At 72.6% G+C, this 24,678-nt stretch carries 20 protein-coding genes; 7 read left to right on the top strand and 13 right to left on the bottom strand.

Annotated elements, in window-relative coordinates; genetic code table 11:
* Nucleotides 1–8: 8 nt before the first annotated feature.
* A complete protein-coding gene (locus ACIP84_RS27945; RefSeq protein ID WP_401801318.1) occupies nucleotides 9–482 on the bottom strand; it encodes a GNAT family N-acetyltransferase in 474 nt (157 codons plus the stop codon).
* A gap of 82 nt (nucleotides 483–564) precedes the next feature.
* On the opposite strand from ACIP84_RS27945, the gene ACIP84_RS27940 reads away from it, so the two are divergent.
* Nucleotides 565–780 carry a hypothetical protein gene (locus tag ACIP84_RS27940; RefSeq protein WP_355969858.1) on the top strand — a complete coding sequence of 72 codons (216 nt, stop codon included), beginning with the start codon at nucleotides 565–567 and terminating at the stop codon, nucleotides 778–780.
* Between the two features lie 92 nt (nucleotides 781–872).
* On the opposite strand, the gene ACIP84_RS27935 is transcribed toward ACIP84_RS27940, so the two are convergent.
* The 8 genes from ACIP84_RS27935 to ACIP84_RS27900 form a co-directional block, all read right to left on the bottom strand.
* Entirely contained in the window at nucleotides 873–2,456 is a 1,584-nt protein-coding gene (locus ACIP84_RS27935) for an APC family permease (RefSeq protein WP_355969856.1), read from the bottom strand.
* A gap of 238 nt (nucleotides 2,457–2,694) precedes the next feature.
* A complete protein-coding gene (locus ACIP84_RS27930; protein ID WP_355969854.1) occupies nucleotides 2,695–4,146 on the bottom strand; it encodes an aldehyde dehydrogenase family protein in 1,452 nt (483 codons plus the stop codon).
* Entirely contained in the window at nucleotides 4,143–5,882 is a 1,740-nt protein-coding gene (locus tag ACIP84_RS27925) for a D-aminoacylase (RefSeq protein ID WP_355969851.1), read from the bottom strand. Before ACIP84_RS27925 ends, ACIP84_RS27930 begins: the two co-directional genes overlap by 4 nt.
* A gap of 145 nt (nucleotides 5,883–6,027) precedes the next feature.
* The gene (locus ACIP84_RS27920) at nucleotides 6,028–7,152 is read right to left on the bottom strand and encodes an LLM class flavin-dependent oxidoreductase (RefSeq protein WP_355969849.1); all 1,125 of its coding nucleotides are present in this window, start codon (nucleotides 7,150–7,152) and stop codon (nucleotides 6,028–6,030) included.
* A gap of 109 nt (nucleotides 7,153–7,261) precedes the next feature.
* The gene (locus tag ACIP84_RS27915) at nucleotides 7,262–8,023 is read right to left on the bottom strand and encodes an SDR family NAD(P)-dependent oxidoreductase (protein WP_401801313.1); all 762 of its coding nucleotides are present in this window, start codon (nucleotides 8,021–8,023) and stop codon (nucleotides 7,262–7,264) included.
* 11 nt (nucleotides 8,024–8,034) lie between these two features.
* Nucleotides 8,035–8,952: an LLM class F420-dependent oxidoreductase gene (locus tag ACIP84_RS27910; RefSeq protein ID WP_401801310.1), complete on the bottom strand. Its 918-nt coding sequence runs from the start codon at nucleotides 8,950–8,952 to the stop codon at nucleotides 8,035–8,037.
* A gap of 238 nt (nucleotides 8,953–9,190) precedes the next feature.
* Nucleotides 9,191–10,489 (bottom strand): hypothetical protein, encoded by a 1,299-nt coding sequence (locus ACIP84_RS27905; RefSeq protein WP_401801308.1) that lies wholly within the window; start codon nucleotides 10,487–10,489, stop codon nucleotides 9,191–9,193.
* 193 nt (nucleotides 10,490–10,682) lie between these two features.
* Complete coding sequence (locus ACIP84_RS27900; protein WP_401801305.1) at nucleotides 10,683–11,900, bottom strand: amidohydrolase family protein; 1,218 nt, start codon at nucleotides 11,898–11,900, stop codon at nucleotides 10,683–10,685.
* 184 nt (nucleotides 11,901–12,084) lie between these two features.
* Here ACIP84_RS27900 and ACIP84_RS27895 point away from each other — a divergent pair, with 184 nt between their 5' ends.
* Both ACIP84_RS27895 and ACIP84_RS27890 read left to right on the top strand, forming a co-directional pair.
* Nucleotides 12,085–15,117 (top strand): BTAD domain-containing putative transcriptional regulator, encoded by a 3,033-nt coding sequence (locus ACIP84_RS27895; protein WP_401801302.1) that lies wholly within the window; start codon nucleotides 12,085–12,087, stop codon nucleotides 15,115–15,117.
* 284 nt (nucleotides 15,118–15,401) lie between these two features.
* Nucleotides 15,402–15,644 (top strand): hypothetical protein, encoded by a 243-nt coding sequence (locus tag ACIP84_RS27890; RefSeq protein ID WP_355970094.1) that lies wholly within the window; start codon nucleotides 15,402–15,404, stop codon nucleotides 15,642–15,644.
* Between the two features lie 217 nt (nucleotides 15,645–15,861).
* Here ACIP84_RS27890 and ACIP84_RS27885 read toward each other — a convergent pair whose 3' ends face one another.
* Together ACIP84_RS27885 and ACIP84_RS27880 are read right to left on the bottom strand one after the other, a co-directional pair.
* On the bottom strand, nucleotides 15,862–16,530 hold the full coding sequence (locus tag ACIP84_RS27885; RefSeq protein WP_401801299.1) for a hypothetical protein: 669 nt from the start codon (nucleotides 16,528–16,530) through the stop codon (nucleotides 15,862–15,864).
* 127 nt (nucleotides 16,531–16,657) lie between these two features.
* The gene (locus ACIP84_RS27880; protein WP_401801689.1) at nucleotides 16,658–18,214 is read right to left on the bottom strand and encodes a FadD3 family acyl-CoA ligase; all 1,557 of its coding nucleotides are present in this window, start codon (nucleotides 18,212–18,214) and stop codon (nucleotides 16,658–16,660) included.
* 89 nt (nucleotides 18,215–18,303) lie between these two features.
* On the opposite strand from ACIP84_RS27880, the gene ACIP84_RS27875 reads away from it, so the two are divergent.
* From ACIP84_RS27875 to ACIP84_RS27865, 3 genes are read left to right on the top strand one after another with little or no spacing between them, the layout of a single operon-like run.
* Nucleotides 18,304–19,446, top strand: coding sequence for a lipid-transfer protein (locus ACIP84_RS27875; RefSeq protein WP_209495320.1), 1,143 nt, complete (start codon nucleotides 18,304–18,306; stop codon nucleotides 19,444–19,446).
* A 13-nt stretch (nucleotides 19,447–19,459) separates the two neighbouring features.
* Nucleotides 19,460–19,885 (top strand): Zn-ribbon domain-containing OB-fold protein, encoded by a 426-nt coding sequence (locus ACIP84_RS27870; protein ID WP_401801296.1) that lies wholly within the window; start codon nucleotides 19,460–19,462, stop codon nucleotides 19,883–19,885.
* Nucleotides 19,882–20,667 (top strand): enoyl-CoA hydratase/isomerase family protein, encoded by a 786-nt coding sequence (locus ACIP84_RS27865; RefSeq protein WP_401801293.1) that lies wholly within the window; start codon nucleotides 19,882–19,884, stop codon nucleotides 20,665–20,667. The genes ACIP84_RS27870 and ACIP84_RS27865 overlap by 4 nt, the downstream gene beginning before the upstream one ends.
* Nucleotides 20,668–20,685: 18 nt before the next feature.
* Here the strand turns inward: ACIP84_RS27865 and ACIP84_RS27860 are convergent, their stop codons facing one another.
* Nucleotides 20,686–21,243 (bottom strand): hypothetical protein, encoded by a 558-nt coding sequence (locus tag ACIP84_RS27860; RefSeq protein WP_401801291.1) that lies wholly within the window; start codon nucleotides 21,241–21,243, stop codon nucleotides 20,686–20,688.
* A 125-nt stretch (nucleotides 21,244–21,368) separates the two neighbouring features.
* Between ACIP84_RS27860 and ACIP84_RS27855 the strand changes: the two genes are divergently transcribed.
* Nucleotides 21,369–22,022 carry a hypothetical protein gene (locus tag ACIP84_RS27855; protein WP_401801289.1) on the top strand — a complete coding sequence of 218 codons (654 nt, stop codon included), beginning with the start codon at nucleotides 21,369–21,371 and terminating at the stop codon, nucleotides 22,020–22,022.
* A gap of 54 nt (nucleotides 22,023–22,076) precedes the next feature.
* Here ACIP84_RS27855 and ACIP84_RS27850 read toward each other — a convergent pair whose 3' ends face one another.
* Nucleotides 22,077–24,545, bottom strand: a complete 2,469-nt coding sequence (locus ACIP84_RS27850) for a PQQ-binding-like beta-propeller repeat protein (protein WP_401801287.1) — start codon at nucleotides 24,543–24,545, stop codon at nucleotides 22,077–22,079.
* Nucleotides 24,546–24,678 lie beyond the last annotated feature (133 nt).

Raw genomic sequence — 24,678 nt, 5'->3', positions numbered from 1 at the left:
CCGGCCGGTCAGGCGGGGGCGGCGGCGACCCGTGGCTCGCGTACGAGCAGCACGTCCACCGGGTCCTCGGACTCGTACGTGAAGCCCTCCCGCTCGTAGAGGCGGCGGGCGGCGCTGCCCTGGAGCACGACCAGGCGGACCGGGGCGGCGGCCTGGTCCGCCCGGGCGAGGAGCTCTCGCAGCACCGCCGTCCCGAGGCCCCGCCCCTGGGCCCCGGGGGCCAGGTAGAAGTGCTCCAGGTGGAAGCCGGCACCGCCTTCGTACGGGCGCAGGGTCACGCAGCCCGCGAAGCCGCCGTCCACCTCGACGACCGAGGTGTGCTGCGGCGAGAAGCCGTCGCGCAGCCGCTGTCGCACCCGGTGCTCGTCGTAGCGTCCGAGGCGCTCCAGGTCGTCCCGCATGACGACGGCCCGCAGCTCCGCGATCGCCTCGATGTCGTCCGCCCGAGCGGGGCGGAGCGACCAGTTCGTCTCCCCGTGCATGGACGCATCCTAGGGACGCGCCCGAGGGAGGCTCCGGGAGCGCCCTCGTAACCGGATCCATGCCGTCCGCGTTGGTGCGGGCATGAAGAAGATGCTCACCGCAGTCGCCCTGACCTGTTTCGCCGCGACCGGCGGCCTCGCCGCCGCCGGAAGCGCCGCCGCCGACGCGGGCGGGGTGAACCTGCCGTCGGTCGTGCCGCTCAGCGGCGTCCTGACCCCGAAGGCCAAGCCGGCCGGTACGCCGGAGCTGCCGCCCGCGAACACGGCGGTGGAGCGCCTGCTCCCCGGACACCACTGACCGTCCGCGGGCGACGAAGGACGAAGGTGGCGGGACCCCCCACGGGCCCGCCACCTTCGTGTTCTCGAAGACTCAGGAACGCTCCGCCGGACTCAGTCGGCGACCACCAGTGACGGCGTCTCCTTCGTCAGGACCTCGCCGCGGAAGAACGCGGGGCTCCGGCGCTGCATGACCAGCATGATGACCACGCCGACGAGCAGCAGTCCGACGCCGATCACGAAGACCGAGCCGACGCCGAAGACCGCGGAGCCGGAGCCGTACGCCGGGTCCCACATGTCGTACAGCGTCTTGCCGAAGACGGCCGTCAGCATCAGTCCGCCGAGCAGCGGCATCAGGCCCTTGTAGGCGAAGTCCCGGCCGGTGCGGAAGAGCTCTCCGCGGAAGTACCAGACGCAGGCGAAGGCCGTGAGCGCGTAGTAGAAGCAGATCATCAGGCCGAGCGCGTAGATGGTGTCGACCAGGACGTTCTCGCTGAGCAGGGTCATCACGGTGTAGAAGACGCCGGTGGCGACACCGGCCACGATCGTGGCCTTGCCGGGGGTCTTGAAGACCGGGTGGACCTTGGTGAAGGACTTCGGCAGGGCCTCGTACGTGGACATCGCGAGCACCGTGCGGGCGACCGGGATGAACGTGGTCTGGAGGCTGGCGGCAGCCGAGGCGAGGACCGCGACGAAGAGCAGGATGCCGAGCGTGGGGCCCATGACCGGGCCGGCGAGGGCGGCGAAGACGTTGTCGGAGGTCTCCGGGTTGGCGAGGCCGAGGCCCTTCTCGCCGGAGCCGACGACCATCTGGGCGGCGATGCCGGTGGCCAGGTAGGAGCCGACCAGGACGACCATCGCGATGAGCGCGGCGCGGCCGGGGGTCTTGGCGCTGCCGGTGGTCTCCTCGTTGGTCGCCATGCAGGCGTCCCAGCCCCAGTACATGAAGATCGAGAGCGAGAGGCCGGCGGTGAAGGCGGCGAAGGACTGGACCGCGAAGGGGTTCATCCAGGACCAGGAGAAGTCGACCGAGGTCTCGAAGGAGCCGGCCTTCGTCAGGGCCATGCCCACGAAGACGGCGAGGACGACGAGCTGGAGGCCGACGAGGGTGTACTGGACGCCCTTGGTGGCGGTCATGCCGCGGTAGCTGATCGCGGTGGCCGCGGCGATGAGGGTCAGGCAGGTGACGATGTGGACGGCTTTGTTGTCGTCCAGGGCGGCGATGGCCTCGCTGCCGCTGATCTCACCGGCGAGGAGCCAGAAGTAGGAGGTCGCGACGCCCGCCAGGTTGGAGAGGACGATGATCGTCGCGATGACGAGGCCCCAGCCGCACATCCAGCCGATGCGGGGCCCGAAGGCCTTCACGGTCCAGGTGAACGAGGTGCCGCAGTCGGGCATGACCTTGTTGAGCTCCCGGTACGCGAAGGCGACGAGGAGCATCGGGAGGAAGCCGGCGAGGAAGATCGCGGGCATCTGCAGTCCGACCTCGCCGGCAGTGGAGCCGAGTGTCGAAGTCAGACAGTAGACGGGGGCGACGGTCGAGATGCCGATGACGGCACTGCCGAGGAGGCCGACGGAGTTCCCGCCGAGGCCTTTGGTGCGCACGCCGTGCGTACCGGCCGCGCCGTCGGTGTCACCCGGGGCGTTGACGCCCCTTACCGTGTCTCCGGCCTGGGGCCGCGCTTCCACCTGAGTCATGAACAGGACGTTAAATGCTGCGGTTTCCATATCCGGAGGATCAAAATCCGCTCATCTGATCGATCGCCGCCTTGCATTGCACGGGTCGAAGCGGACACGCACCAATGATTGAAAGATCGACCAACGGCACGGGCCGACCAACTGGTAGGTCGGTCGACCCCTGTCCGGTATGCGGGAACCGCAGCGTGGCCCGAAATGTCCGTTTCGAAATTTTCCCGAGGAATTTTCGGGGACGTCGTCAGCCCGGCCACACCACCGCTTGCAGCTCGCTGTAGGCGTGCAGCGCGTACGAGCCCACGTCCCGTCCGACCCCGCTCCGCTTGAATCCGCCGAACGGCGCCTCCATGTTCCGTCCGATCGTGTTCACGCCCACCCCGCCGGCCCGCAGCCGGGCCGCGATCCGGAAGGCGCGGGCCACGTCGCCCGACCACACGTAGTCGAGGAGCCCGTAGTCGCTGTCGTTGGCGAGCGCGATCCCCTCCTCCTCGTCGTCGAAGGGGACCACCACGACGACCGGCCCGAAGATCTCCTCCCGCACCACCCGCATCTCGTTGGTGCAGTCGGCGAGCAGCGTCGGCGCCACGTAGAAGCCCTTCGGGAGGTCCGGCCGCTCACCGCCGGCGACCACCCGCGCCCCCTCCTTCCGGCCGAGCTCGACGTACGACTCCACCCGGTCGCGGTGGGCCGCCGAGATCACCGGGCCGACGATCGTGCCCTGCTCCGCCGGGTCCCCCACCTTCATGAAGGCCAGATAGCCGGTGAGCTTCTCGATCAGCCGCTCATAGATCCCGCGCTGGGCGAGCACCCGGGTCGGGGCCGTGCAGATCTGTCCGCTGTAGAAGGAGAACGTCGTCCCGATCCCCATCACCGCCGAATCCAGGTCGGCGTCGTCGAGGACGAGCGCCGCCCCCTTGCCGCCCAGCTCCATCAGCTGCCGCTTGAGCGTGCGGCCGCAGACCTCGCCGATCGCCTGCCCGACCGCCGTGGAGCCGGTGAACGACACCATGTCGACGTCCGGGGAGTCCACGGCCGCCTGCCCCGACTCCACCGAGGAGCCGGTGACCACGTTGACGACGCCCGGCGGAACGCCGGCCTCCTCCAGGGCGCGGGTCATCGCGTACACGGAGAGCGGGTCCTGCGGGGCGGGCTTCACGAGGACCGTGTTGCCCATCGCGAGCGCGGGGGCGATCTTGCCGGCCGGGTTGGCCCAGGGGTTGTTGTACGAGGTGATGCAGGTGACCACGCCGACCGGGCGGCGGACCGCCACCGCGCCGAACACCCCGGCCCTCCCCATCGGGCCCGCCTCGTTGATCTGCGGGGGCAGCGCCTGCTCGACCGGTTCCATGGCCCCGCGCGCGTACCGCCGGAAGCGGGCCGAGCCGACGGCGACCTGCATGCCGCGCGCCGTGCCGGTGGTGGCGCCGGTCTCGGCGCGGGCGAGGAGGGTGTTCGCCTCGGCGTCCCTGGCCATCAGGTCGGCGGCCCGGTCCAGGATCGCGGCCCGCTCCTCCGGTCGCGTCCGGGACCAGGAGCCGAAGGCCTCGCGGGCCGCGGCCGCCGCGTCGTACACCTGGGCGCGGGAGGCCTCCGGGGCGAGGCCGACGACCTCCTCGGTGGCCGGGTCGATCACCTCGTAGTGACCGCCGTCGGGCTCGACCCACTCGCCGCCGATGAAGAGCTTCTGGTTCACCTGGTCGCCACCGTCCTCGTGTCACGGCCGGAGCGCAGTACCTTCCCCGGGACCGCCCCGGTCACCTCGTCGTCCCGTACCGTCTCCACGCCGTTGACCCGCACCGACACGATCCCGACCGCCCGCGAGTCCAGTCGCGGGCTGTCCCCCGGCAGGTCGTGCACGAGGGTCGCCGGGCCGGCGTCGATCCGCTCCGGGTCGAAGAGGACGAGGTCGGCGTGGAAGCCCTCGGTGATCCGGCCGCGCTCCCGGAGTCCGAAGAGCCGGGCCGGGTCGTCGGTCAGCATCCGCACCGCCCGCTCCAGGGGTACGAGTCTCCGGCCGCGCAGGCAGTCGCCGAGGAACCGGGTCGTGTACGGCGCCCCGCACATCCGGTCCAGGTGGGCGCCCGCGTCGGAGCCGCCGAGCAGCACGTCCTCGTGGTCCCAGGTCTCGCGGCGCAGCGCCCAGGACGCCGGGTCGTTGTCGCTGGGCATCGGCCACAGGATCGTCCGGAGGTCGTCGTTGGCGCAGATCTCGACGAGGCACTGGAAGGCGTCCTGGCCGCGCTCGGCCGCGATGTCGTCGACGACGCGGCCGGTGAGGCCCTTGTTCTCGGGGCTGTACGTGTCCCCGATGACGTACCGCCCGAAGTGGGCGAGGCGCCGGAAGACCCCTGCCTCCCTGGAGTCGGCGCGCCGCAGCATCTCGGCCCGCACGTCCGGGTCGCGGAGCCTCGCGATCCGCTCGGGGACGGGAAGTCCGAGGATGTCGCCCCACCCCGGGATGAGGTTGAGGGCGCAGAAGGTCCCGAGCGACATGTTCATCGGGGTCAGGATCGGCATGGTGAGGGCGACGATCCGGCCGCCGGACTTCCGGGCCCGCTCGGAGGCGGTGAGCTGGCGCGGGACGCGTTCGGGGACGGCGGCGTCGATGGTGAGGACGTTCCAGTTGAGCGGGCGTCCGGCGGCGGCGGTCATCTCGACGAACAGCTCGATCTCGTCGTCGGAGAACTGGTCGAGGCAGCCCGCCAGGATCGCTTCGAGCTGGGTGCCCTCGTGCTCGCCGACGGCGCGGGAGAGCGCGATGAGCTCCTCAGGGCCGGCGTGCCGGGAGGCGACGGGGGCGCCGTCGCCGTCGGAGTGGGTGGACGACTGGGTGGTGGAGAGCCCCCACGCACCGGCCTCCATGGCCTCCTTGAGCAGGGCGACCATGTGCGCCAGCTGCTCGGGGGTGGGCTGTCCGCCGACGGCGTCGGTGCCCATCACGTACCTGCGCAGGGCGCAGTGGCCCACCATGAAGCCGGCGTTGACGGCGATGCGGCCGTCGAGGGCGTCGAGGTACTCGGCGAACGACGACCAGGACCAGTCGACGCCCTCCTCCAGGGCCTTCAGGGCCATCCCCTCGACCTTGGACATCATGCGACGGGTGTAGTCGGCGTCCTCGGGCCGGTCCGGGTGGAGCGGGGCGAGGGTGAAACCGCAGTTGCCGCCGGCGACGGTGGTGACGCCGTGGTTCATGGACGGGGTGGCGTAGGGGTCCCAGAACAGCTGGGCGTCGTAGTGGGTGTGCGGGTCGACGAAGCCGGGCGCGAGGACGAGACCGGTGGCGTCCTCGGTGCTCCGGGCCTCCTCGCGTACGGTGCCGGGCTCGGCGACGACGGCGATCCGGCCGTCGCGGATGCCGACGTCGGCGGTGAAGGCGGGGGCGCCGGTGCCGTCCACGACGGTGGCGCCCGTGATGAGGTGGTCGAGCATGACGGTCCCTTTCTGGACGTGGACACGGGTGTGCCCCGGACCGGGGGCCGCCGCGGAACGGCCTCCGGCCGGGGCCGGTACGGGGCGGCGGTCCGGGAAGACACCACCCCGCGCTCGTCGTGCACCGCCCGCCGGCGTGGGGCCCTCAGGCGCCGGCGGACTGCCGGAAGCGGGTCGTGCGGTGGACCGGGTCCGTGTCGATCTTCGGGATCACGTGCTCACCGATCAGCTTGATCGAGTTCATCGTGTCCTCGTACGAGATCCCGATCGGCAGCCCGAAGGACAGCTGGTCGGCCCCCGCCTGCTCCCACCGCTTGCACTGCGCCAGGACCTCCGACGGATCGCCGCAGATCATCAGCTCCTCCTGGATGAGGAGTTCGATGATCTCGGCCGAGTACTCGGGCAGGAGCTCCGGCCACTCGGGGATGCCCTCGGGCCGCGGGAAGGTGTCGTGGTAGCGGAAGAGGAGGGACTGGAGGTAGTTCAGCCCGCCGCCGACCGCGATCTCGACCGCCTTGTCGTGCGTCTCGGCGCAGATCGCCGTCGAGGTCACCATGACGTTGTCGTTGACGAAGTCGCCGATCGCCTTGGCCTCCTTGATCGCGGTCTTGTACGACTCGACGACCCACTCCATGTCGGAGACCTTCTGCACGCTGAAGCCGAGGACCCCGAGGCCCTTCCTGCCGGCCATCGCGTACGAGGAGGGGGACCCGGCGGCGTACCACATGGCGGGGTGGGACTTCCCGTACGGCTTCGGGAGGACCTTGCGCGGCGGCAGCGACCAGTGCTTGCCCTGGAAGCCGACGTACTCGTCCTGGAGCCACATCTTGGGGAACTCGGCGATCGTCTCCTCCCACAGCTCCTTGGTGTGGTTCATGTCGGTGATGCCCGGCATGAACCCGAGGATCTCGTGGGAGCCCGCGCCGCGGCCGGAGCCGAACTCGAAGCGTCCGCCGGAGAGGTGGTCGAGCATGGCGACCTTCTCGGCGACCTTCACCGGGTGGTTGACGGGGGCGAGGGGGTTGAAGATGCCGGAGCCGAGGTGGATCCGGTCGGTGGCGTGGGCGAGGTAGCCCAGGTAGACGTCGTTGGCGGAGAGGTGCGAGTACTCCTCCAGGAAGTGGTGCTCCGAGGCCCAGGCGTACTTGAAGCCGGACCTGTCCGCCTGGATGACGTACTCGGTCTCCTCCATGAGCGCCTTGTGCTCGGCTTCGGGATCGGTCTCGGCGCGCTTGCCGACGTATCCCTGTACGAAGATCCCGAATTCCAAGGGGGTTCACCGTCCTCGTGAGTTTCTGACGTGCCGTCAGATTCGTGATGTGCCCGACTGTCGCACCGCGGGGTGGACCCGTCAATACCTGACGAGTCGTCAGGTAGGTCTAGAAGAGGCTGACTCCCGCCAGCCAGCCGCCGTCGATCACGAACGGCTGCCCCGTGATGTACGCCGAGTCCTCCCCGGTCAGGAACAGCGCGAGGGCCGCCACCTCGTCCGGGCGCCCGATCCGCCCGAGCGGCACGAGCTTGCGGTACAGCTCGGCCGTGGCGGCCGGGTCCACGCCCTCCGGGTTGCTCATCGGGGTGTCGATGGCGCCCGGGCAGACGGCGTTCACCCGTATCCCCTTCGCCGCCAGCTCCAGGGCGGCCACCCGGGTCAGCCCGAGGACCGCGTGCTTCGAGGCGGCGTACGCGCCGACCCCGGCCATCCCGGTCAGGCCCGTGTAGGAGGCCGTGTTGACGATCGTCCCGCCGCCGGCCGCCGCGATCTCGGGCGCGACGGTACGGATGCCGAGGAAGCAGCCGGTCTGGTTGACGGAGACGATCGCCTGGAACTCCTCCAAGGGCGTGGAGAGCAGCTCGTTGAAGCGGAGGATGCCGGCGTTGTTGACCAGTCCGTCGATCTTCCCGAACCGCTCCTTGGCGAGGGCCACGGCGGCGGTCCAGTCGTCCTCCCTGGTCACGTCCAGACGGACGTAGACGGCCCGCCCCTCCCCCAGCTCCTTGGCCAGCGCGGCGCCGGCGTCGTCGAGGACGTCCGCGAGGACGACCCTCGCGCCCTCCGCGGCGAACAGCCGGGCCTCCTGCTCGCCCTGCCCGCGCGCCGCGCCGGTGACGAGGACGACCCGCCCGTCGAGTGTGCCCATGTCCGTGCTCCCTAGAGGTGAGGGGCGACCTCCGTGCCGAAGGCCGCCATCTGGTCGATGAGTTCGGCACGGCTCCGAGAGCGGAACCGGACCTGGATCTGGTGCACGCCCATCTCCCCGTACGCGCGCAGGGAGGCGGCGATCTCCTCCGGGCGGCCGCTGAGGGTGCGCCGGCCGACGGGCCAGTCGGGCGTGCCGACGTACAGCGGCCCGGCGATCGCGCCGACGGTGATCGGATCCGCGATCCCGGCCTCGGCGCGCAGCCGCAGCAGCTTCTGGATCTGCGCGGCGAGCCGCTCGCGCGGGTCGCCCTGCGGGAGCCAGCCGTCGCCCTTGAGCGCGGCGCGGCGCACGGCGGCCGGGGAGGAGCCGCCGACCCAGAGCGGGACGCGCTCCTGGGCGGGCCTGGGCAGCTGCCCGAGATCCTTGAAGGCGAACCGCTCCCCGAGGTGCTCCGGGTACTCCTCGGGCCCGAGCGCGGCCCGCAGCGCGTCCATGGTCTCGTCGAGCACGGCGCCCCGGCGCGCGAAGTCCACGCCGAGCGCCTCGAACTCCTCCTGGACGTGCCCGGCGCCGACCCCGAGGACGAGCCGGCCGCCGGAGAGGTGGTCGAGCGTCGCGTACGCCTTGGCGGTGACGAGAGGATGGCGCAGCCCGACGACGGCGACGTGCGAGAGCAGCCGGACGCGCTCGGTGGCGGCGGCGAGGAAGGAGAGCGTGGCGACCGGGTCGTACCAGACGGTGCTCATGGCCTCGGCGAGCCGGCGCGGGATGGCGACGTGGTCGCAGCTCGCGAGGTAGTCGAATCCGTGGTCCTCGGCGGCGCGGGCTACGGCGAGCAGATCGGCCGCCCCTGCGGCCGCCTCCCAGGGCTCGGCGTAGATCGCGCTCTGCGACTGGACCGGCAGCTGCATCCCGTAGACCACCATGAGGAACCCCCTTGAGCCCGGGCCGCCCGGCGGCCGCGCATCTGACGAACCGTCACTTTCACGAGCGGGGCCATGTTCGTACCTGACGATCCATCAGGCAAGGGGTAGGCGCACCCGGGAACGTGACGCCCGGCGCACCCGGGACGTGGCGCCGCCCCCGCCCGGCAGCGGGGAGAGCTGCCGGGCGGGGGCGGACCTTCCTCTTCGTTCTCCCGATGCGCCGGGCGGGTCAGGAGCGTCAGGCGCCGTCCGTCGCGCCGGACGCCTTCGCGTGGCGCACCAGGGCCGAGGCGGCCAGGCAGACGATGCCCACGGCACTGAGGAGCCCCAGCGCCTTCGCCCAGGCGAACGTGGTGCCGAGGCTGCCGCTCAGCAGCTCGACGGTGCGCGCGCCCGCGACTCCGTGGACCGCGATGACGAAGACGGCGGCACCCGCGGCGGCCGCCCAGGCGATCAGGGTGTCCCTGGCCGCCAGCCACGCCGCGCACGCCAGGCAGAGCACCGTGACGACCATGGAGAGCGCCTGCGCGTCGCCGCCCGAGCGCAGGCCCGGGAGGTCGGTCGGCAGATGGACCACGCCGCAGACGAACAGCGCGAGCGCGGCGGGCCAGCGCAGTACCGACCTCAGCGCGGGAGAGGCGACGTGGCTGCCGGGGCCCGCCGCCAGCGCGCCGTCCAGGGTGGACCTCCGCGCCTTGGCGGCGCCCCGGTCACGCCTCTTCGGAGCGGTGGCGGCCGTCGCGGCGGCCCCGTCGACGCGCGCGTGGCCCTGCCCGCCGGGTTCGGCGTTCCGCTCCGCCGCGGTGTTCCCGCCGGCGGTGGTGCGCCAGTCGCTGCTGTCGGCGCCGAGGATGCCCACGAGCCGGACCACGTCCTCGACCGGCCGGCCCACCGCCGCGGCGCGCAGGGTGGTCTCGGCCTGGTGGAGGTCGTATCCGGACGCGTTCAGCAGCGCGAGCAGTTGGCGTACCTCGTCCAGGGGACGGGTGACGGCCGCCGCGCGGAGGGCCACGTCGGCGGGGCTGGAGAGTTCGCCGGTCTCCTGGAGGCGGGCCACCAGGGCGGCGACCTCCTCCACCGGACGCTCGGTCGCCGCGGTGCGCAGGAGGGTGTGGACCGCTTCGTCGCCGGACTCCTCGGAAGCCTGCGCCTCGGCGCCGGGCCGGGGCCGCGAGACGGCGTCCGGGGTCTTCGGGGCGGAGGCCGCGGAGGACGTGGAGGACGTGGAGGACGCAGAGGCCGCGGGCCCGCGGCCGATGGTCTGCGCCCTCCGGTCGGCGGACGCCGCCGTCACGGGCTGAACCGCCGCCGCGCCGGGGGACGCGGATGCGGCGGGGGACGCCGACACGACCGGGGACTCCGGCTCCACCGGGGGCGCCGCGGGCCGGTGGGGGAGGGGGGACACGTCGGGCGTCGGGGGCGAGGAGACAACCGGCTCGCGGGAGGGGCCCGGGCGGGGCTCTGCAGTCGGTTCTATGGTGTCGGGTTCCATGTCGTCGTCCGCGGGATGCAGGTGCGGGAGGGGGTGGGGGGTCATGTCACAGGCTCCGTTCGTGGGCATCCCGGAGGACACCCACTGGCTGTCTCGTGATGTGCAGAAAGCGCACACTTGATTACGATTTGCGCGCACTCGGCGACACTCCGCCATCAGAGGGCCCTCCCGCTGGGCCATCCGGGCGACGGAACGGCCGGGCTCCCCCCGCCGCGGAGGGGCCCGGCCGTTCGCGGGACTACGCCCGCCAGAGTCCTTCCGGTGTCAGGCCCAGCAGGTCGATCGCGTTGCCGCGGACGATGCGGTCGACGACGTCCAGGGCCAGGTGCCCCATCTGCGCCTCGCCGACCTCCCTGGACTTGGGCCAGGTGGAGTCCGAGTGCGGGTAGTCCGTCTCGTACAGGACGTTCCCGACCCCGATCGCGTCGAGGTTCCTCAGGCCGAACGCGTCGTCGAAGAAGCAGCCGAAGACGTGCTCGGCGAAGAGCTCCGACGGCGGGCGCAGCACCTTGTCCGCCACGCCGCCCCAGCCGCGGTTCTCCTCCCACACGACGTCGGCGCGCTCCAGGATGTACGGGATCCAGCCGATCTGCCCCTCCGCGTACATGATCCTGAGGTGGGGGAAGCGCTCGAACTTGCCGCTCATCAGCCAGTCGACCATCGAGAAGCAGCAGTTGGCGAAGGTGATGGTCGAGCCGACGGCCGGCGGGGCGTCGGCGGAGGTCGACGGCATCCGGCTGGACGAGCCGATGTGCATCGCGATGACCGTGCCGGTCTCGTCGCACGCACGGAAGAGGGGGTCCCAGTGGTCCGTGTGCACCGAGGGAAGCCCGAGGTGCGGCGGGATCTCCGAGAACGCGACCGCCCGCACTCCGCGCGCGGCGTTCCGGCGGACCTCGGCGGCGGCCAGCTCCGGGTCCCAGAGCGGGATGAGGGTGAGCGGGATGAGCCGCCCGTGCGCCTCGGGCCCGCACCACTCCTCCACCATCCAGTCGTTGTACGCCCGGACGCAGAGCAGCCCGAGCTCGCGGTCGCTCGCCTCGGTGAACGTCTGGCCGCAGAAGCGGGGGAAGGTCGGGAAGCAGAGCGCGGACTGGACGTGGTTGACGTCCATGTCGGCGAGCCGCTCGGGCACCGAGTGGGAGCCGGGCCGCATCTGCTCGTAGGTGATGACTTCGAGCCGTATCTCGTCGCGGTCGTAGCCGACGGCGGTGTCGAGGCGGGTGAGGGGCCGGTGCAGGTCCTCGTAGACCCACCAGTCGCCGATCGGTCCCTCGTCCCCCTTGGCCCCCATCACGGGGGCGAACTTCCCGCCGAGGAAGGTCATTTCCCTGAGCGGGGCGCGGACGATCCGGGGTCCGGTGTCGTGGTACCGGGACGGGAGCCGGTCCCGCCAGACGTGCGGGGGCTCCACGGTGTGGTCGTCCACCGAGATGATCTTCGGGAAGGTCTCCATGTCCTTCACGGTAGCGTCGATCTGACGACCCGTCAGCTATCGTGCGGGGAATCGACGGTGTGACGGGGTCACTACGGCCGTATCACGGCCCGGACTACGGCCGACCCGATGCTGACGGACTCCCTCCGGACAAGGCAGACTGTCCAGGGCGAAACAAGCGTGGGCGGTACGGGCAGGGGGAGCTATGGACCGTGAGAACGGGCCGCGAGTCCCGGTGCAACGGGCTCCGAAGACGGGCGCGGACGCCGGCACGGGCCTGAACCCCGACGAGGGCGGTCGCGGACGGGCGGACACGGAGGCGCAGGCCGTCACGCCCCCCTCCGGACTGCTCCGGTTCGCCGTGCTCGGGCCCGTCCGGGCCTGGCGGGACGGGGAGCCCGTGCCCACCGGGTCGCCGCAGCAGCGGGCCCTGCTCGCCGCACTGCTCCTCCGCGGCGGCCGCACCGCCACCGCCTCCGAGCTGATCGACGCCCTCTGGGGCGAGGAGTCCCCCTCGCAGGCCCTCGCGGCCGTACGGACGTACGCCTCCCGGCTCCGCAAGGCACTCGGCCCACAGGTCCTCGTCAGCGAGTCCGGCGGCTACGCCCTGCGCACCTCCGCCGCCGCGCTCGACGTCGCCACCGCGCAGGAACTCGGCGCGGAGGCCGAGAAGCTGCGGGCCGCCGGGGACCGGGCGGGTGCCCGCGACCGGCTCGCGGAGGCGCTGGACCTGTGGGACGGCGAGGTGCTGGCCTCCGTACCGGGGCCGTACGCCGAGACGCAGCGGACCCGTCTGGAGGAGTGGCGGCTCACGCTCCTGGAGAACCGCCTCGACATCGACCTGGAGGTCGGCGCGCACGCGGAGGCCGTGTCCGAGCTGACCGCGCTCACCGCCGCGCATCCGCTCCGGGAACGGCTGCGCGAGCTGCTGATGCTCGCCCTCTACCGCAGCGGACGGCAGGCCGAGGCGCTCGCCGTGTACGCGGACACGCGCCGGCTGCTCGCCGACGAGCTGGGCGTCGACCCCACCCCCGAACTCTCCCGGCTCCAGCAGCGCATCCTGCAGGCCGACGCCGAACTCGCCCGCCCGGTGGAGGAGGACGCCCCGGCGGCCGCGCCGGTCGCCCGTCCCGCGCAGCTCCCGGCGACGGTCCCGGACTTCACGGGCCGGGCGCCGTTCGTACGGGAGCTGAGCGCCCGGCTCGCCACGGCCGAGGGCCACGTCATGGCGGTGTCGGCACTGGCCGGCATCGGCGGGGTCGGCAAGACGACGCTGGCCGTGCACGTCGCGCACGAGGCGCGGCCGCACTTCCCGGACGGGCAGCTGTACGTGGACCTCCAGGGGGCGGGCTCCCGCGCGGCCGCGCCGGAGACGGTCCTCGGCTCCTTCCTCCGGGCCCTCGGCACCCCGGACTCGGCCATTCCGGACTCGCTCGACGACCGGGCGGCGCTGTACCGCTCGACGCTGGACGGACGCCGGGTCCTGGTCCTCCTGGACAACGCGCGGGACGCGGCGCAGATCCGCCCGCTGCTGCCGGGGACGGCGGGCTGCGCGGCGCTGGTGACGAGCCGGATCCGGATGGTCGACCTGGCCGGAGCGCACCTGGTGGACCTGGACGTGATGTCCCCCGAGGAGGCGCTCCAGCTGTTCACCCGGATCGTGGGCGCGGAGCGGGTCCGGTCGGAGCGCGAGGCGGCCCTCGACGTGGTGGCGGCCTGCGGTTTCCTGCCCCTGGCGATCCGGATCGCCGCCTCGCGCCTGGCGGCCCGCCGGACGTGGACGGTGTCGGTCCTGGCGGCGAAGCTGGCGGACGAGCGGCGCCGCCTGGACGAACTGCAGGCGGGCGACCTGGCGGTGAAGGCCACCTTCGAACTCGGCTACGGGCAGCTGGAGCCGGCGCAGGCGCGCGCCTTCCGGCTGCTGGGCCTGGCGGACGGCCCGGACATCTCGCTCGCGGCGGCCGCGGCGGTCCTGGACCTGCCGCTCTGGGACACGGAGGACCTCCTGGAGGCGCTGGTCGACACGTCCCTCCTGGAATCGGCGGCACCGGGCCGCTACCGCTACCACGACCTGGTGCGGCTCTACGCGCGTGCGTGCGCGGACCGCGACGAACAGCCCCCGACGGAGAAGGAGGCGGCCCTGTCCCGCCTCCTGGACTTCTACCTGTCGACGGCGGCGCGGGTGTACGCGATCGAGCGCCCCGGCGACCGCCTGGTGGACCACCTGGAGCCGACCTCGTACGAGGGACTGACCTTCACCGACCGCCACGGGGCCCAGGACTGGCTCTACGCGGAGGCGAACTGCCTCCTGGCGTGCGTCCGCCAGTCGGCCTCGTCCCCGGCCACCCTGCGCCGCGCGGTGGACCTGCTGTGGGCGTCGCTGGACCTCGGAGAGTCGGGAGCGAACTCCCGGGAGTTCGAGGCGACCGGCGTCGTCGTCCGTGATGCCGCGCGCAGCCACGCCGACGCCAGGGCCGAGGGCCGCGCACTCATGGTCCTCGCGGGTGTCCATCACACGGCGGGCCGCTTCAAGGAGGCGGACCGGGACGCCGAACTCGCCCTGCCGCACGCGGATCGGGCCGGGGATCCGTTGCCCGCCTGCTGGTCCGCCAACGCCCGGGGCATCATCGCGCTGTACCAGAACCGCTTCGTGGAGGGGGAGCAGTACCTCACCGAGGCGATCGAACGGTTCCGTCACATCGGGGACGAGCCGGGAGAGGCGAGCGCCCTCTGCAATCTGTCGCGCATCCACCTGGCCATGGGCCGTACGCCGAGCGCCATAGCTCTCGCCCGCCAGGGAACCGAGATCTACGACTCGATGGGACACGCGCTCCGGGGGGCCAACGGACGGTACGCCCTCGGACTCGCCCTCACCCAGGACGACCAGCTCGCCGCAGCGGCCGAACAGCTCCGCGAGGCGCTGGCGGTCTTCGCCGACAGCAGGCAGCGACTGTGGGAGGGCATGACGCTCTTCCGGCTGTCCGAAGTGGACATCGCCGCCCGCCGGCATGCCCAGGCGGCAGCGAACGCCGAGATGGCCCTCACGGTGCTGCGCGGTATCGGGGGCGAGTGGCGGCGGGGCAACGTCCTCACCGTCCTGGGCCGTGCCCTCTTCGGCATCGGCCAGAGCGGCCGGGCGCTGGTCTGCTGGCAGGAGGCACTCGGCATCTTCGACGCCCTCGGGGCCCCGGAGGCGGCCGAGGTGCGTGCGCTGCTGACGCCCGCAACCGCTGCCTAGGCCGTGTCGTCCACCTCCCGTCTGCCCCGCCCTTCGGGCGACGACGGGAGTTTGACGACAGGGCCTAGACCCCTCCGGCCAGTACGTTCATCGTTCGTTTATCGCCACCCGGCATGCTCTTCCCCATGACGATCCGCCGCGTCGGGGGGCAGACGGGTCGCCGATGAGGGCCACTGCCTCTGAGCACTAGGGTGATCGGCCCCGGAGATTCGCCCAGCTGTCCACGGGGGAACGGCTGGGCGAATCTCCCCCATCTCGGACATCACACGCAGGAGTTGACGAGCATGACCGACCCGATCAAGCAGGAACCGATCATCACCACCAAGGACATGCACGCCACCTCCGAGCCGGCGGTCGACGCGATCACCGGCAAGATCACGGGTGGCCGCGACGAGTCCATCGCCACCAAGGACATGCACGCCACGTCCGAGCCGGCCATCGACGCGATCACCGAGAAGATCACCGGTGGTCACGACGCGTCCATCGCCACCAAGGACATGCACGCCACCTCGGAGCCGGCCAAGTAGACCACTCCCGACGGGGATAGGCCGCGGCGGCGACTTCGGGGGAGCCGCCGGGGCCGACGAGGGAGGTCCGGTCGACGGGGGAGCACACGGGCTTGGGGGACACCTGGCGGAACCAGGGGGGATCCGTCCGGACAGGACCCGTGCGCAACGCGATCGGACCACCGCAAGGAAGAGGGGCCGGGCAGCTGCCCGGCCCCTCCGGCGTGTCCGGCCGGTGTCAGCGGGCGTACGAGCCGAGGCCGATCAGGCAGTAGACGTACTGGCTGACGACCGCGCCGTTCATCGTGTAGCGGTGCGAGAAGGCGTACTGGGTCCTGGGGTTGGCGTTGCAGCGGTTCATGTCGGAGGTGAACGGGAACGTCTGGATCACCTTGTAGTGCGCGTCGGACGCCGAGCACGGGACCTCGTCGACGCCGCTCACGGACTGCGCGGTCGTCGAGTCCGGGAGCGAGCCGTTGAGGCAGGTGCCCTTCTCGTACGGGTCGGGCTCCTCCTCCGTCGGGGTGGCGCCGGCGGTGGGGGTGCCGTCCACGTCGAAGGTGGGCGGGGGCGGGTAGGAGAACGTCGGGATCGGGCCGGGGCCCGTCGAGCCCGCGCTGTCGTCCTTGTCGTCGTTCAGGGCGTACGAGCCCGCGATGATCACGCCGAGCACGGCGAGCGGGATCAGGCAGCCGAGGACGCCGCCCTTCTTCTGTCCGCCCGCGACGGTGATACGCAGGTACACCGTGCTCTCGCCCAGCCGCGCGGCGACGAGTTCGCCGTGGCGGCAGGGGCGGACGCTGAGGTGGGCGGGGCCGGTGGGCAGCGTGACGGTGATGATCACGCCCTGGGCCGCCTGCTGCGGGGTCAGGGTGAGGGGGATCTCGGAAGGCGCTGGCGAGGACACGGGCTGCTCCAGGGGAGGGGGACTGCGGTTCGCCGAGGACTGCCCCTATGACGTGTACACGGCGGCGGACGGTTGCACTCCCTTCAGCGGCGCGCCCACTCAGGCCGCGCCCCGGCGCCCCGCCCACTCAGGCCGCGCCCGCGCGCCTCGCCCTCAGCTCCCCCTTCACCACCTTCCCGCTCGCGTTCCTCGGCAGTTCCGTCACGAACTCGACCTCCCTCGGCACCTTGAAGTTCGCCATCTCCCGCCGCGACCAGGCGATCAGGTCGTCCGCCGTGACCCGCGCACCCGGCCTCCGGACCGCGAACGCCTTGCCCACCTCCCCCAGCCTCGGATCCGGGACGCCGATGACCGCCACGTCCGCGATGTCCGGGTGGAGGCCGAGGAGTTGCTCGATCTCGGCCGGGTAGGCGTTGAAGCCGCCCACGATGAACATGTCCTTGAGCCGGTCGGTGATGCGCAGGTTCCCCTGCTCGTCGAGGACGCCGATGTCTCCCGTGTGGAGCCAGCCGTCCTCGTCGATCGCCGCCGCCGTCTCGGCCTCGTCCTCGAAGTAGCCGGTCATCACGTGGTGGCCGCGGACCAGGACCTCGCCCGTCGGCGAGACGCGGACCTCCGTGCCGGGGATCGCGCGGCCCGACGTGGTGGCCACGGTCTCGGCCGGGTCCTCGCGGTGGCACATGGTGACGATGCCGCTCGCCTCGGAGAGGCCGTACGCGGTGAGGACCGTGCCGACGCCGAGTTCGGAGCGGAGGCGTTCGACCAGGCGGAGGGGGACGACCGCCGCGCCCGTGACGACGAGGCGGAGGGTGGAGAGGTCGTGTCCCCCGCGGGCCGGGTGGTCCAGGAGGGACTGGTGGAGGGTGGGCGGGCCGGGGAGGACCGTGATGCGTTCGGCGGCGATGTTGGCGAGGACCGTGTCGACCGTGAAGACCGGCTGCGGGACGATCACCGCGCCCCGCATCAGGCAGGCGAGGATCCCGGCCTTGTAGCCGAAGGTGTGGAAGAACGGGTTGACCACGAGATAGCGGTCGCCCTCGCGCAGGCCCGCCAGCTCGGACCAGATCGCGTAGCAGCGCAGGCTCTGGGCGTGGCTGATGACGGCGCCCTTCGGACGGCCGGTGGTGCCGGAGGTGTAGATGATGTCCGAGGGGGCCGCGGGGTCGATGGCGGCGGCCCGCGCGTGGACCTGGGCCGCCGGGACGGTGTCGCCCGCCGCCAGGAACTCCTTCCAGGTCGTCCACTCCTCGGGCGCGCTGTCGCCGAGGACCACGACCCTCTCCAGGTCCGGGAGGGCGACCCCGGAGCGGCGCAGCGAGGCCACGTACGAGGTGCCGAGGAAGGTGCCGGTGACGAAGAGCAGCCGGGCACGGGAGCGCTGGAGGACGTACGCCGCCTCGGTGCCCTTGAAGCGGGTGTTCAGCGGGACGAGGACGGCGCCGGCGGTGACGGCGCCGAGCGCGGAGACGATCCAGTCGAGGGTGTTGGGGGCCCAGATCGCGACCCGGTCCCCCACCCGCATGCCGGTGGCGAGGCAGGCCGCCGCGGCCCGTTCGACGCGTTCGCCGAGTTCGGCGTAGCTGACGCGGTTGCGGCCGTCGACGACGGCCTCCCGCGCGCCGTACCGCTCGGCGGCCGCTCGTACGAGACCGGGGATCGTGCCCCACTCCAGGTCGCCGCGCATGTCCATACCCAACCTCCTGTAGCTGACTATCCGTCAGATTAGTTGTAGCCTGACGCGCTGTCAGCAGTGCTGCCCCATGAGGAGGTTCGGTGCTCAAGGACGCCACGGCGATCGTCGGCATAGGTCAGACCGCCTTCGCGAAACAGCTCCCCGAGACCGAGAGGACACTCGCCTGCCGAGCGATCCTCGCCGCCCTCGACGACGCCGGGATAGAACCCTCCGAGGTCGACGGCTTCGCCTCGTACACGATGGAGGAGACCGACGAGGTCGAGGTCGCCAAGGCCATCGGCGCGGGCGACGTCACCTTCTTCTCCAAGGTCGGCTACGGCGGCGGCGGTTCCTGCGCCACCGTCGGCCATCTCGCCGCCGCCGTCGCCACCGGACAGGCGAGCGTCGGCGTCGCCTGGCGGTCCCGGAAGCGGGGCAGCGGCCCCCGCCCCTGGAAGAACACCGCCGTGCAGCTGCCCACCCCCGGCCAGTGGACCCGCCCCTTCGGCCTGCTCCGCCCCGCCGACGAGATCGGCATGCTCGCCCGCCGCTACATGCACGAGTACGGCGCGACCCGCGACCACCTCTTCAACGTGGCCCTGGCCTGCCGCAACCGCGCCAACCAGAACCCCGCCGCGATCATGTACGAACGCCCGCTGACCCGCGAGATGTACATGACCTCCCGCTGGATCAGCGAACCGCTCTGCCTCTTCGACAACTGCCTGGAGACCGACGGGGCGCTGGCCTGCGTCATCGTCTCCGCCGAGCGGGCCCGCGACTGCCGCCGCAAGCCCGTGTACGTCCACTCCGCCGCCCAGGGCCTGCCCGCCCAGCACCACGGCATGGTCAACTACTGGAACGACGACCCGCTCTCGGGACCCGCCTGGACCGCCGCCCGCCATCTGTGGAAGCAGGCCGACTTCGGCCCCCAGGACGTCGACGTCGCCCAGATCTACGACGCCTTCACCCCGCTCGTCCCGCTCTCCCTGGAGGGCTACGGCTTCTGCGGCCGCGGCGAGGGCGGCGCCTTCACCGAGGGCGGCGCGCTGGAGATCGGCGGCCGGCTGCCCCTCAACACCGGCGGCGGAGGACTCAGCGAGGCCTACGTCCACGGCTTCAACCTCATCAACGAGGGCGTGAAGCAACTCCGCGGCACCTCCACCGCCCAAGTGCCCGACGCCGCCACCTGCCTCGTCACGGCGGGCGAGGGCGTCCCCACCTCCGCCATCCTGCTGCGCGCCTGAGGAGCTGATCCGCATGCTGACCCCCGTCACCGACGAGGACGGCGCCCCCTTCTGGGAGTACGCCGCCCAGGGCGAACTGCGCGTCCAGAGCTGCGCCGACTGCGGCGAGCTGCGCTTCCCGCCCCGCCCCTGCTGCCCGCACTGCCAGTCGTTCGCGAGCGAGTGGCGCCTGATGTCCGGCCGCGGCCGGATCTGGTCGTACGTGCTCCCCCACCCGCCCCTGCTGCCCGAGTACGCCGCCCAGGCCCCGTACAACGCGGTGATCGTCGAACTCGCCGACGCCCCCCGCATCCGCCTCGTCGGCAACGTCGTCGCCGCCCCGGACGCGCCCCTGAACTCGGTCGACCCGAGCCGGCTCCGCATCGGCGCCCCGGTACGGGTGGCCTTCGCCGAGATCGACGGCGTCGTCGTCCCGCGCTGGCTCCTGGAACGCGGATGAGCGGCCCGGGCGTCACGGTCGAGCGGGACAAGGAGACCGGGGTCGCCGTCGTCACCCTCGACCGGCCGGAGAAGCACAACTCGATCACCCTGGAGATGGCCCGCGAGCTCTGCGCCGTCTGGCGGGGTTTCCGGTACGAGGACGAGATCCGCGCGATCGTGGTCACCGGCGCCGGCGGGCGGGCGTTCTGCACCGGCATCGACCGGGCCGCCGTCGGGAACGTGCCGCAGCCCTCGTCCCCGTACGCGATCGACGACCCGCTCCTCACGATCGGCCCCAAGGCGAACGACCTGTGGAAACCGGTCGTCTGCGCCGTCGAGGGGATGGCCTGCGGCGGGGCGTTCTACCTGCTCGGCGAGTCGGAGTTCCTGGTCGCCGGCGAGGACGCCGCCTTCTTCGACCCGCACACCACCTACGGGATGGTCAGCGCGTTCGAGACCGTCCTCATGGCTCAGCGCATGCCGTACGGGGAGATCGCCCGGATGGCCCTGATGGGCGGCGCCGAACGCATCTCGGCCCGGCGCGCGTACGAGACGGGCCTCGTCTCCGAGCTGACCCCGCCCGGCGGCGCACTGGCCGCCGCGCGCGAGGCCGCCGCGGTCATCGCCGGCCATCCGACGGAGGCGGTGCAGGGCACGGTCCGGGCGCTGTGGTCGGTGAAGGAGGCCGCCAGGGCCCAGGCGCTGGCGCACGCGCCGCACCTGGTCGCCCTGGGCAACCTCACGGCCGACCGTCAGGCGGAGCTGTTCGGGAGGCGGAGGGGCGGTCACCGCCTCAGGTGACCCGCGGAGGGGGTGCGCCTACTCGACCCGTACGTCGTACACCCAGCAGTTCTTCACCTGGCCGACGGCCTTCGGGTGCTTCATCGCGACCTCGAACTTCTTCGTCTTCCCGCCCTCGACGGTGACGAGGCCCTCGGCCGAGTCCACCGCCGAGCCCGTGGAGCCCTTGAACTCCAGGGTCACCCGGAACGTCTCGGTGTCCCAGCTCTTCGAGGTGATCTCCAGGGTCGCCGTCGTGTCCGCCCCACGGGCCGGCCTGCCCTTGCGCTTCTTCTGCGCGGGCTTCACGCAGTCCACGACCACGACCTCGGCCGTCGCGCGGGAGGCGGTCGGGGTGGGCGCCGTCGTCTGCGTGCCCGAGCCGCCCGAGCCGCTGTAGTCGTCGTTGCTCTTCTCGTCGCTGGAGCAGCCGCCGCCCGAGTCGTCGTCGTCCGAGTCGCTGCGGCTCTTGCTCTTGCCGCTCTTGCTCTTGCCGCTGCCCCCACCGCTGCTGCTGCCGTGGCCGGTGTGGAATCCGGTCAGCGCCAGCACCACCACCGTCAGTGTCGCCGCGAGCTTCAGGCGTGTGCGTACCATCGCCGCCCCCCGTCCTCCCTGTCGTGTCCGCGCCACTTTAGCGGCGCCGTCCGGCCGCGTGGCGGGCCCCCCGCAGCGGGCGTAGCGTCGGGAGCGAGAGCCGGACCCTCAAGGAGGCCGCATCGATGATCCGCAACGTCGCCGGCTCGGTCCTGGCTCTCGTCGGAGCGACGGCCGCCGTCTGGAGTCCCTTCCGTGCCTGGTACGACGGCCGTCACGGACGCGACTACGCGATCGACGAGCTGTTCACCGGCATCACCGACGCCAAGGGCGAACTGCTCGGCTCGATGCTCGCGCCGTTCCTCTTCGCCGCCCTCCTGACCCTCCTCGGAGTGGTGCTCCGCTCCCGGCTGCTCGTCGCGTTCGCCGGGCTCGTCGTCCTCGGCTTCACCGTCCTGTGGATGGTGCGGGTGGGACAGGCGGAGGGCGGCCTCACGGTCGGCGGCGACGGTACGGGGCTCGGCGACGGGGTCGCGAACGCCTTCGGCGGCGGGATCCTGCTGCTGCTCGGCGCGCTCGTCATGTCGGGCAGGTCCCGCCCGCCGCACCACGTGGACCGGCCGCCGCGGCCCACCCACCCCACGCTCGACGGGCCGCCACCGGACGACGCGTCCACCACCCGGGAGGCGCCGGGCGCGCACCCGCGGGCCTCGGCGCCGTACGCGGCGACCCAGACGTACGGCGTACCGGTCCGGGACGACGTACCGGTGGGGGACGACGTCCCGGACCGGGACCCGGAGCAGGGGCGGGAACGGGGAAACCCGCCGCCTCAGCGCTGAACGAAGCGCTGCGGAGCGGGTTCCCGTCCGTGCGTCGTACGACCTGCCGGCCTGCTACCGCCCGGCGGCCCCCCGGCCCGTGGCCGTGCCCTTGACCGCGTCGAGCGCGTACACGCAGCGGTCCTTGCTGCAGGCGTACACGACCCCGTTCCTGACCACCGGCGAACCGGTGATCTCGCCGCCGGTCGCGAGCTTCCAGCGGAGCTGCCCGCCGGTCGCGTCCAGGGTGTACAGGACGTGGTCGGCGGAGCCGAAGTGGACCCGGCCGTCGGCGACGACGGGCGAGCCGACCAGTTCGCCGCCCGCCGCGAACCGCCACCGGGGCGTGCCGGTGACCGCGTCGAGCGTGTAGAGCGCGCTGCCGCTGCCGACGTGGATGTTGCCGTCGGCGACGAGGACCGGCTCGGTCGACTGGCGCGGCTCGGTCGCGATCCGCCAGCGGTCCTGACCGGTGGTGGCGTCGAGGGCGTACACCGTGCCGAGGTGGTCCGAGAGGTACACCCCGCCGCCGGTGACCGCCGGGCCCGGCGCGAACGCCGGCGGGGACGTGAAGACGGCCGGCGCCTCGAAGTGCCAGCGGACGTGGCCCGCGGCGATGTCGATCGACAGGACCCGGGTCCCGGCGGAGACGTACACACAGCCGTCCTCGGCCGGGGCCACCCGGACGGGCACGTTGGCACAGGAGGCGGCGTCCCCGATGGGGTACGACCAGCGCTCCACGCCGGTGCGGGCGTCGAGGGCCTGGAGCCGGGCTTCCCGCCACACGTACACCGTGTCGCCGTGCACGGCGGGCCCCGCCTCCGGGGTCTCGAAGTCCGTCTGGGCGCCGGTGATCTCCCACAGCTTGGCGCCGTTGGAGGCCTCCCAGCCCTGCACGCCGCCGCCGCGCGTACCGGTGACGACGGTGCCCCGGTCGACCTGGAGCGAGTACACCCAGGCGTCCGTCCGCAGCCGCCAGCGCTCGGCGCCGTCGGTCGCGTCGAGGGCGTAGAGCGTGGGCCCGTCGGAGGCGTGGATACGGCCCGCGGCGACGGCCATGGACCAGGCCACGTCCCGGGTCTTGAACTGGCGCCGGCCGCTCCCGGTGTCCAGGGCGTGTACCTCGAAAGAGGTCACGTACAGCAGGTCGCCGTCCACGACCGGGGTACCCCAGACGTCGTTCGACATCCGGAAGCGCCACGGCCGCCAGGGGCCGGGTTCGGCCGGCGCGGCCTGGTCGGAGCCCTGCGGCGGCACGTTGACCGGGCGGGAGCCGGGCGGCGGGCCGGGCTCCCCGGCGTGGGAACCGGCGTACGAGCCGTGGTCCACGCCGTGCGGGCCGCCGCCGGGCGGACGGATCCAGCCGGTCGCCGGGCCCGCGTCGGCGCCCCGGCCGACGGCGAGCGCCGCCCGCGTGTCGGCGACCCGGGGGCCGGGGCCGATCGGGACGGTCGTGCCCCCGAGGCGTACGGGGCCGCCCGAGCTCTCGGCGGGCCCCGCGTGCCGGCCACCGCCGACGGGCGCGGGCTCGGCGTGCCGGCCACCGCCTCCGACGGGTGCGGGCTCCGGGAAGCGCGGGTCGCCACCCCGCTCGGCGGGACCCCGGGGCGGGCGCGGCGGCATCGGCGGCGCGGTCGACGCCGGAGCCGGGCGGCCACCGCGGCGGGTCTCGATCATGTCGGTGGCGCTGCGCGGCAGCCAGGCCGAGGCCGTGCCGCTGTCGTCGCTGCCGGGACCGAAGAGGTGCGGGGCCAGCTGGGCCTGGAGGTCGGCCGGGGTGGGCCGGCGGGTGACGTCCATCTGCATGCAGGCGTCGATGAGGGGGCGCAGCTCGTCGGGCAGGCCCTCCAGGTCGGGGCCCTCGCGCAGCAGCATGAAGACGGTCTCGACCGGGTTGGCGCCGTGGAACGGCGCGTGACCGGTGGCGGCGAAGACCAGCATCGAGCCCAGCGAGAAGACATCGCTCGCGCCGGTGACGCTGCGCGAGTCGCGGGCCTGCTCGGGCGACATGTAGGCCGGGGTGCCGACGGCGACGTTGGTCATGGTCAGGCGCGTGTTGGAGACGCCCGACGCGATGCCGAAGTCGATCACCCGGGGGCCGTCCTCGACGACGAGGACGTTGGAGGGCTTGAGGTCGCGGTGGACCAGGCCCGCGCCGTGGATGGACTGCAGGGCCTCGGCGACGCCGGCGGCCAGCCAGCGCACGGCCTGGGCCGGGAGCGGTCCGCACTCGTTCACTATTTCCTCGAGCGAGGGCGCGGGGACGTACGCGGTCGCCAGCCAGGGCACGGCGGCCCGCGGGTCGGCGTCCACGACGGCGGCCGTGTAGAAGCCGGAGACCGCCCGCGCGGCCTCCACCTCACGGGTGAAGCGGACCCGGAACAGCTGGTCCTCAGCGAGCTCCGTGCGCACGGTCTTGATCGCCACGCGCCGGCCCGAGGCCGAGCGCGCGAGATAGACCAGGCCCATTCCGCCCGCGCCGAGCCGGCCCAGCACCTCGAAGGGCCCGATACGTCTCGGGTCGTGCTGCGTCAGCTGTTCCACTTGCCTGCCACCTCCCCGTACGGGCCATGAGGGTACGGCCCCGTGGCCCTGATTCTTCCTGTCCGAGGGCCCGGTTGCGAACCCGGGGGCGGATCGGGGTGTCTCAGGTCATATGGAAGCCATCCGGAAGGGA

The organism is Streptomyces sp. NPDC088707 (genome assembly GCF_044752725.1).
In the GTDB taxonomy this organism is placed as follows: domain Bacteria; phylum Actinomycetota; class Actinomycetes; order Streptomycetales; family Streptomycetaceae; genus Streptomyces.
The sequence above is the reverse complement of the archived record's forward strand: the minus strand, read 5'-3'. Positions and strand labels throughout refer to the sequence as shown.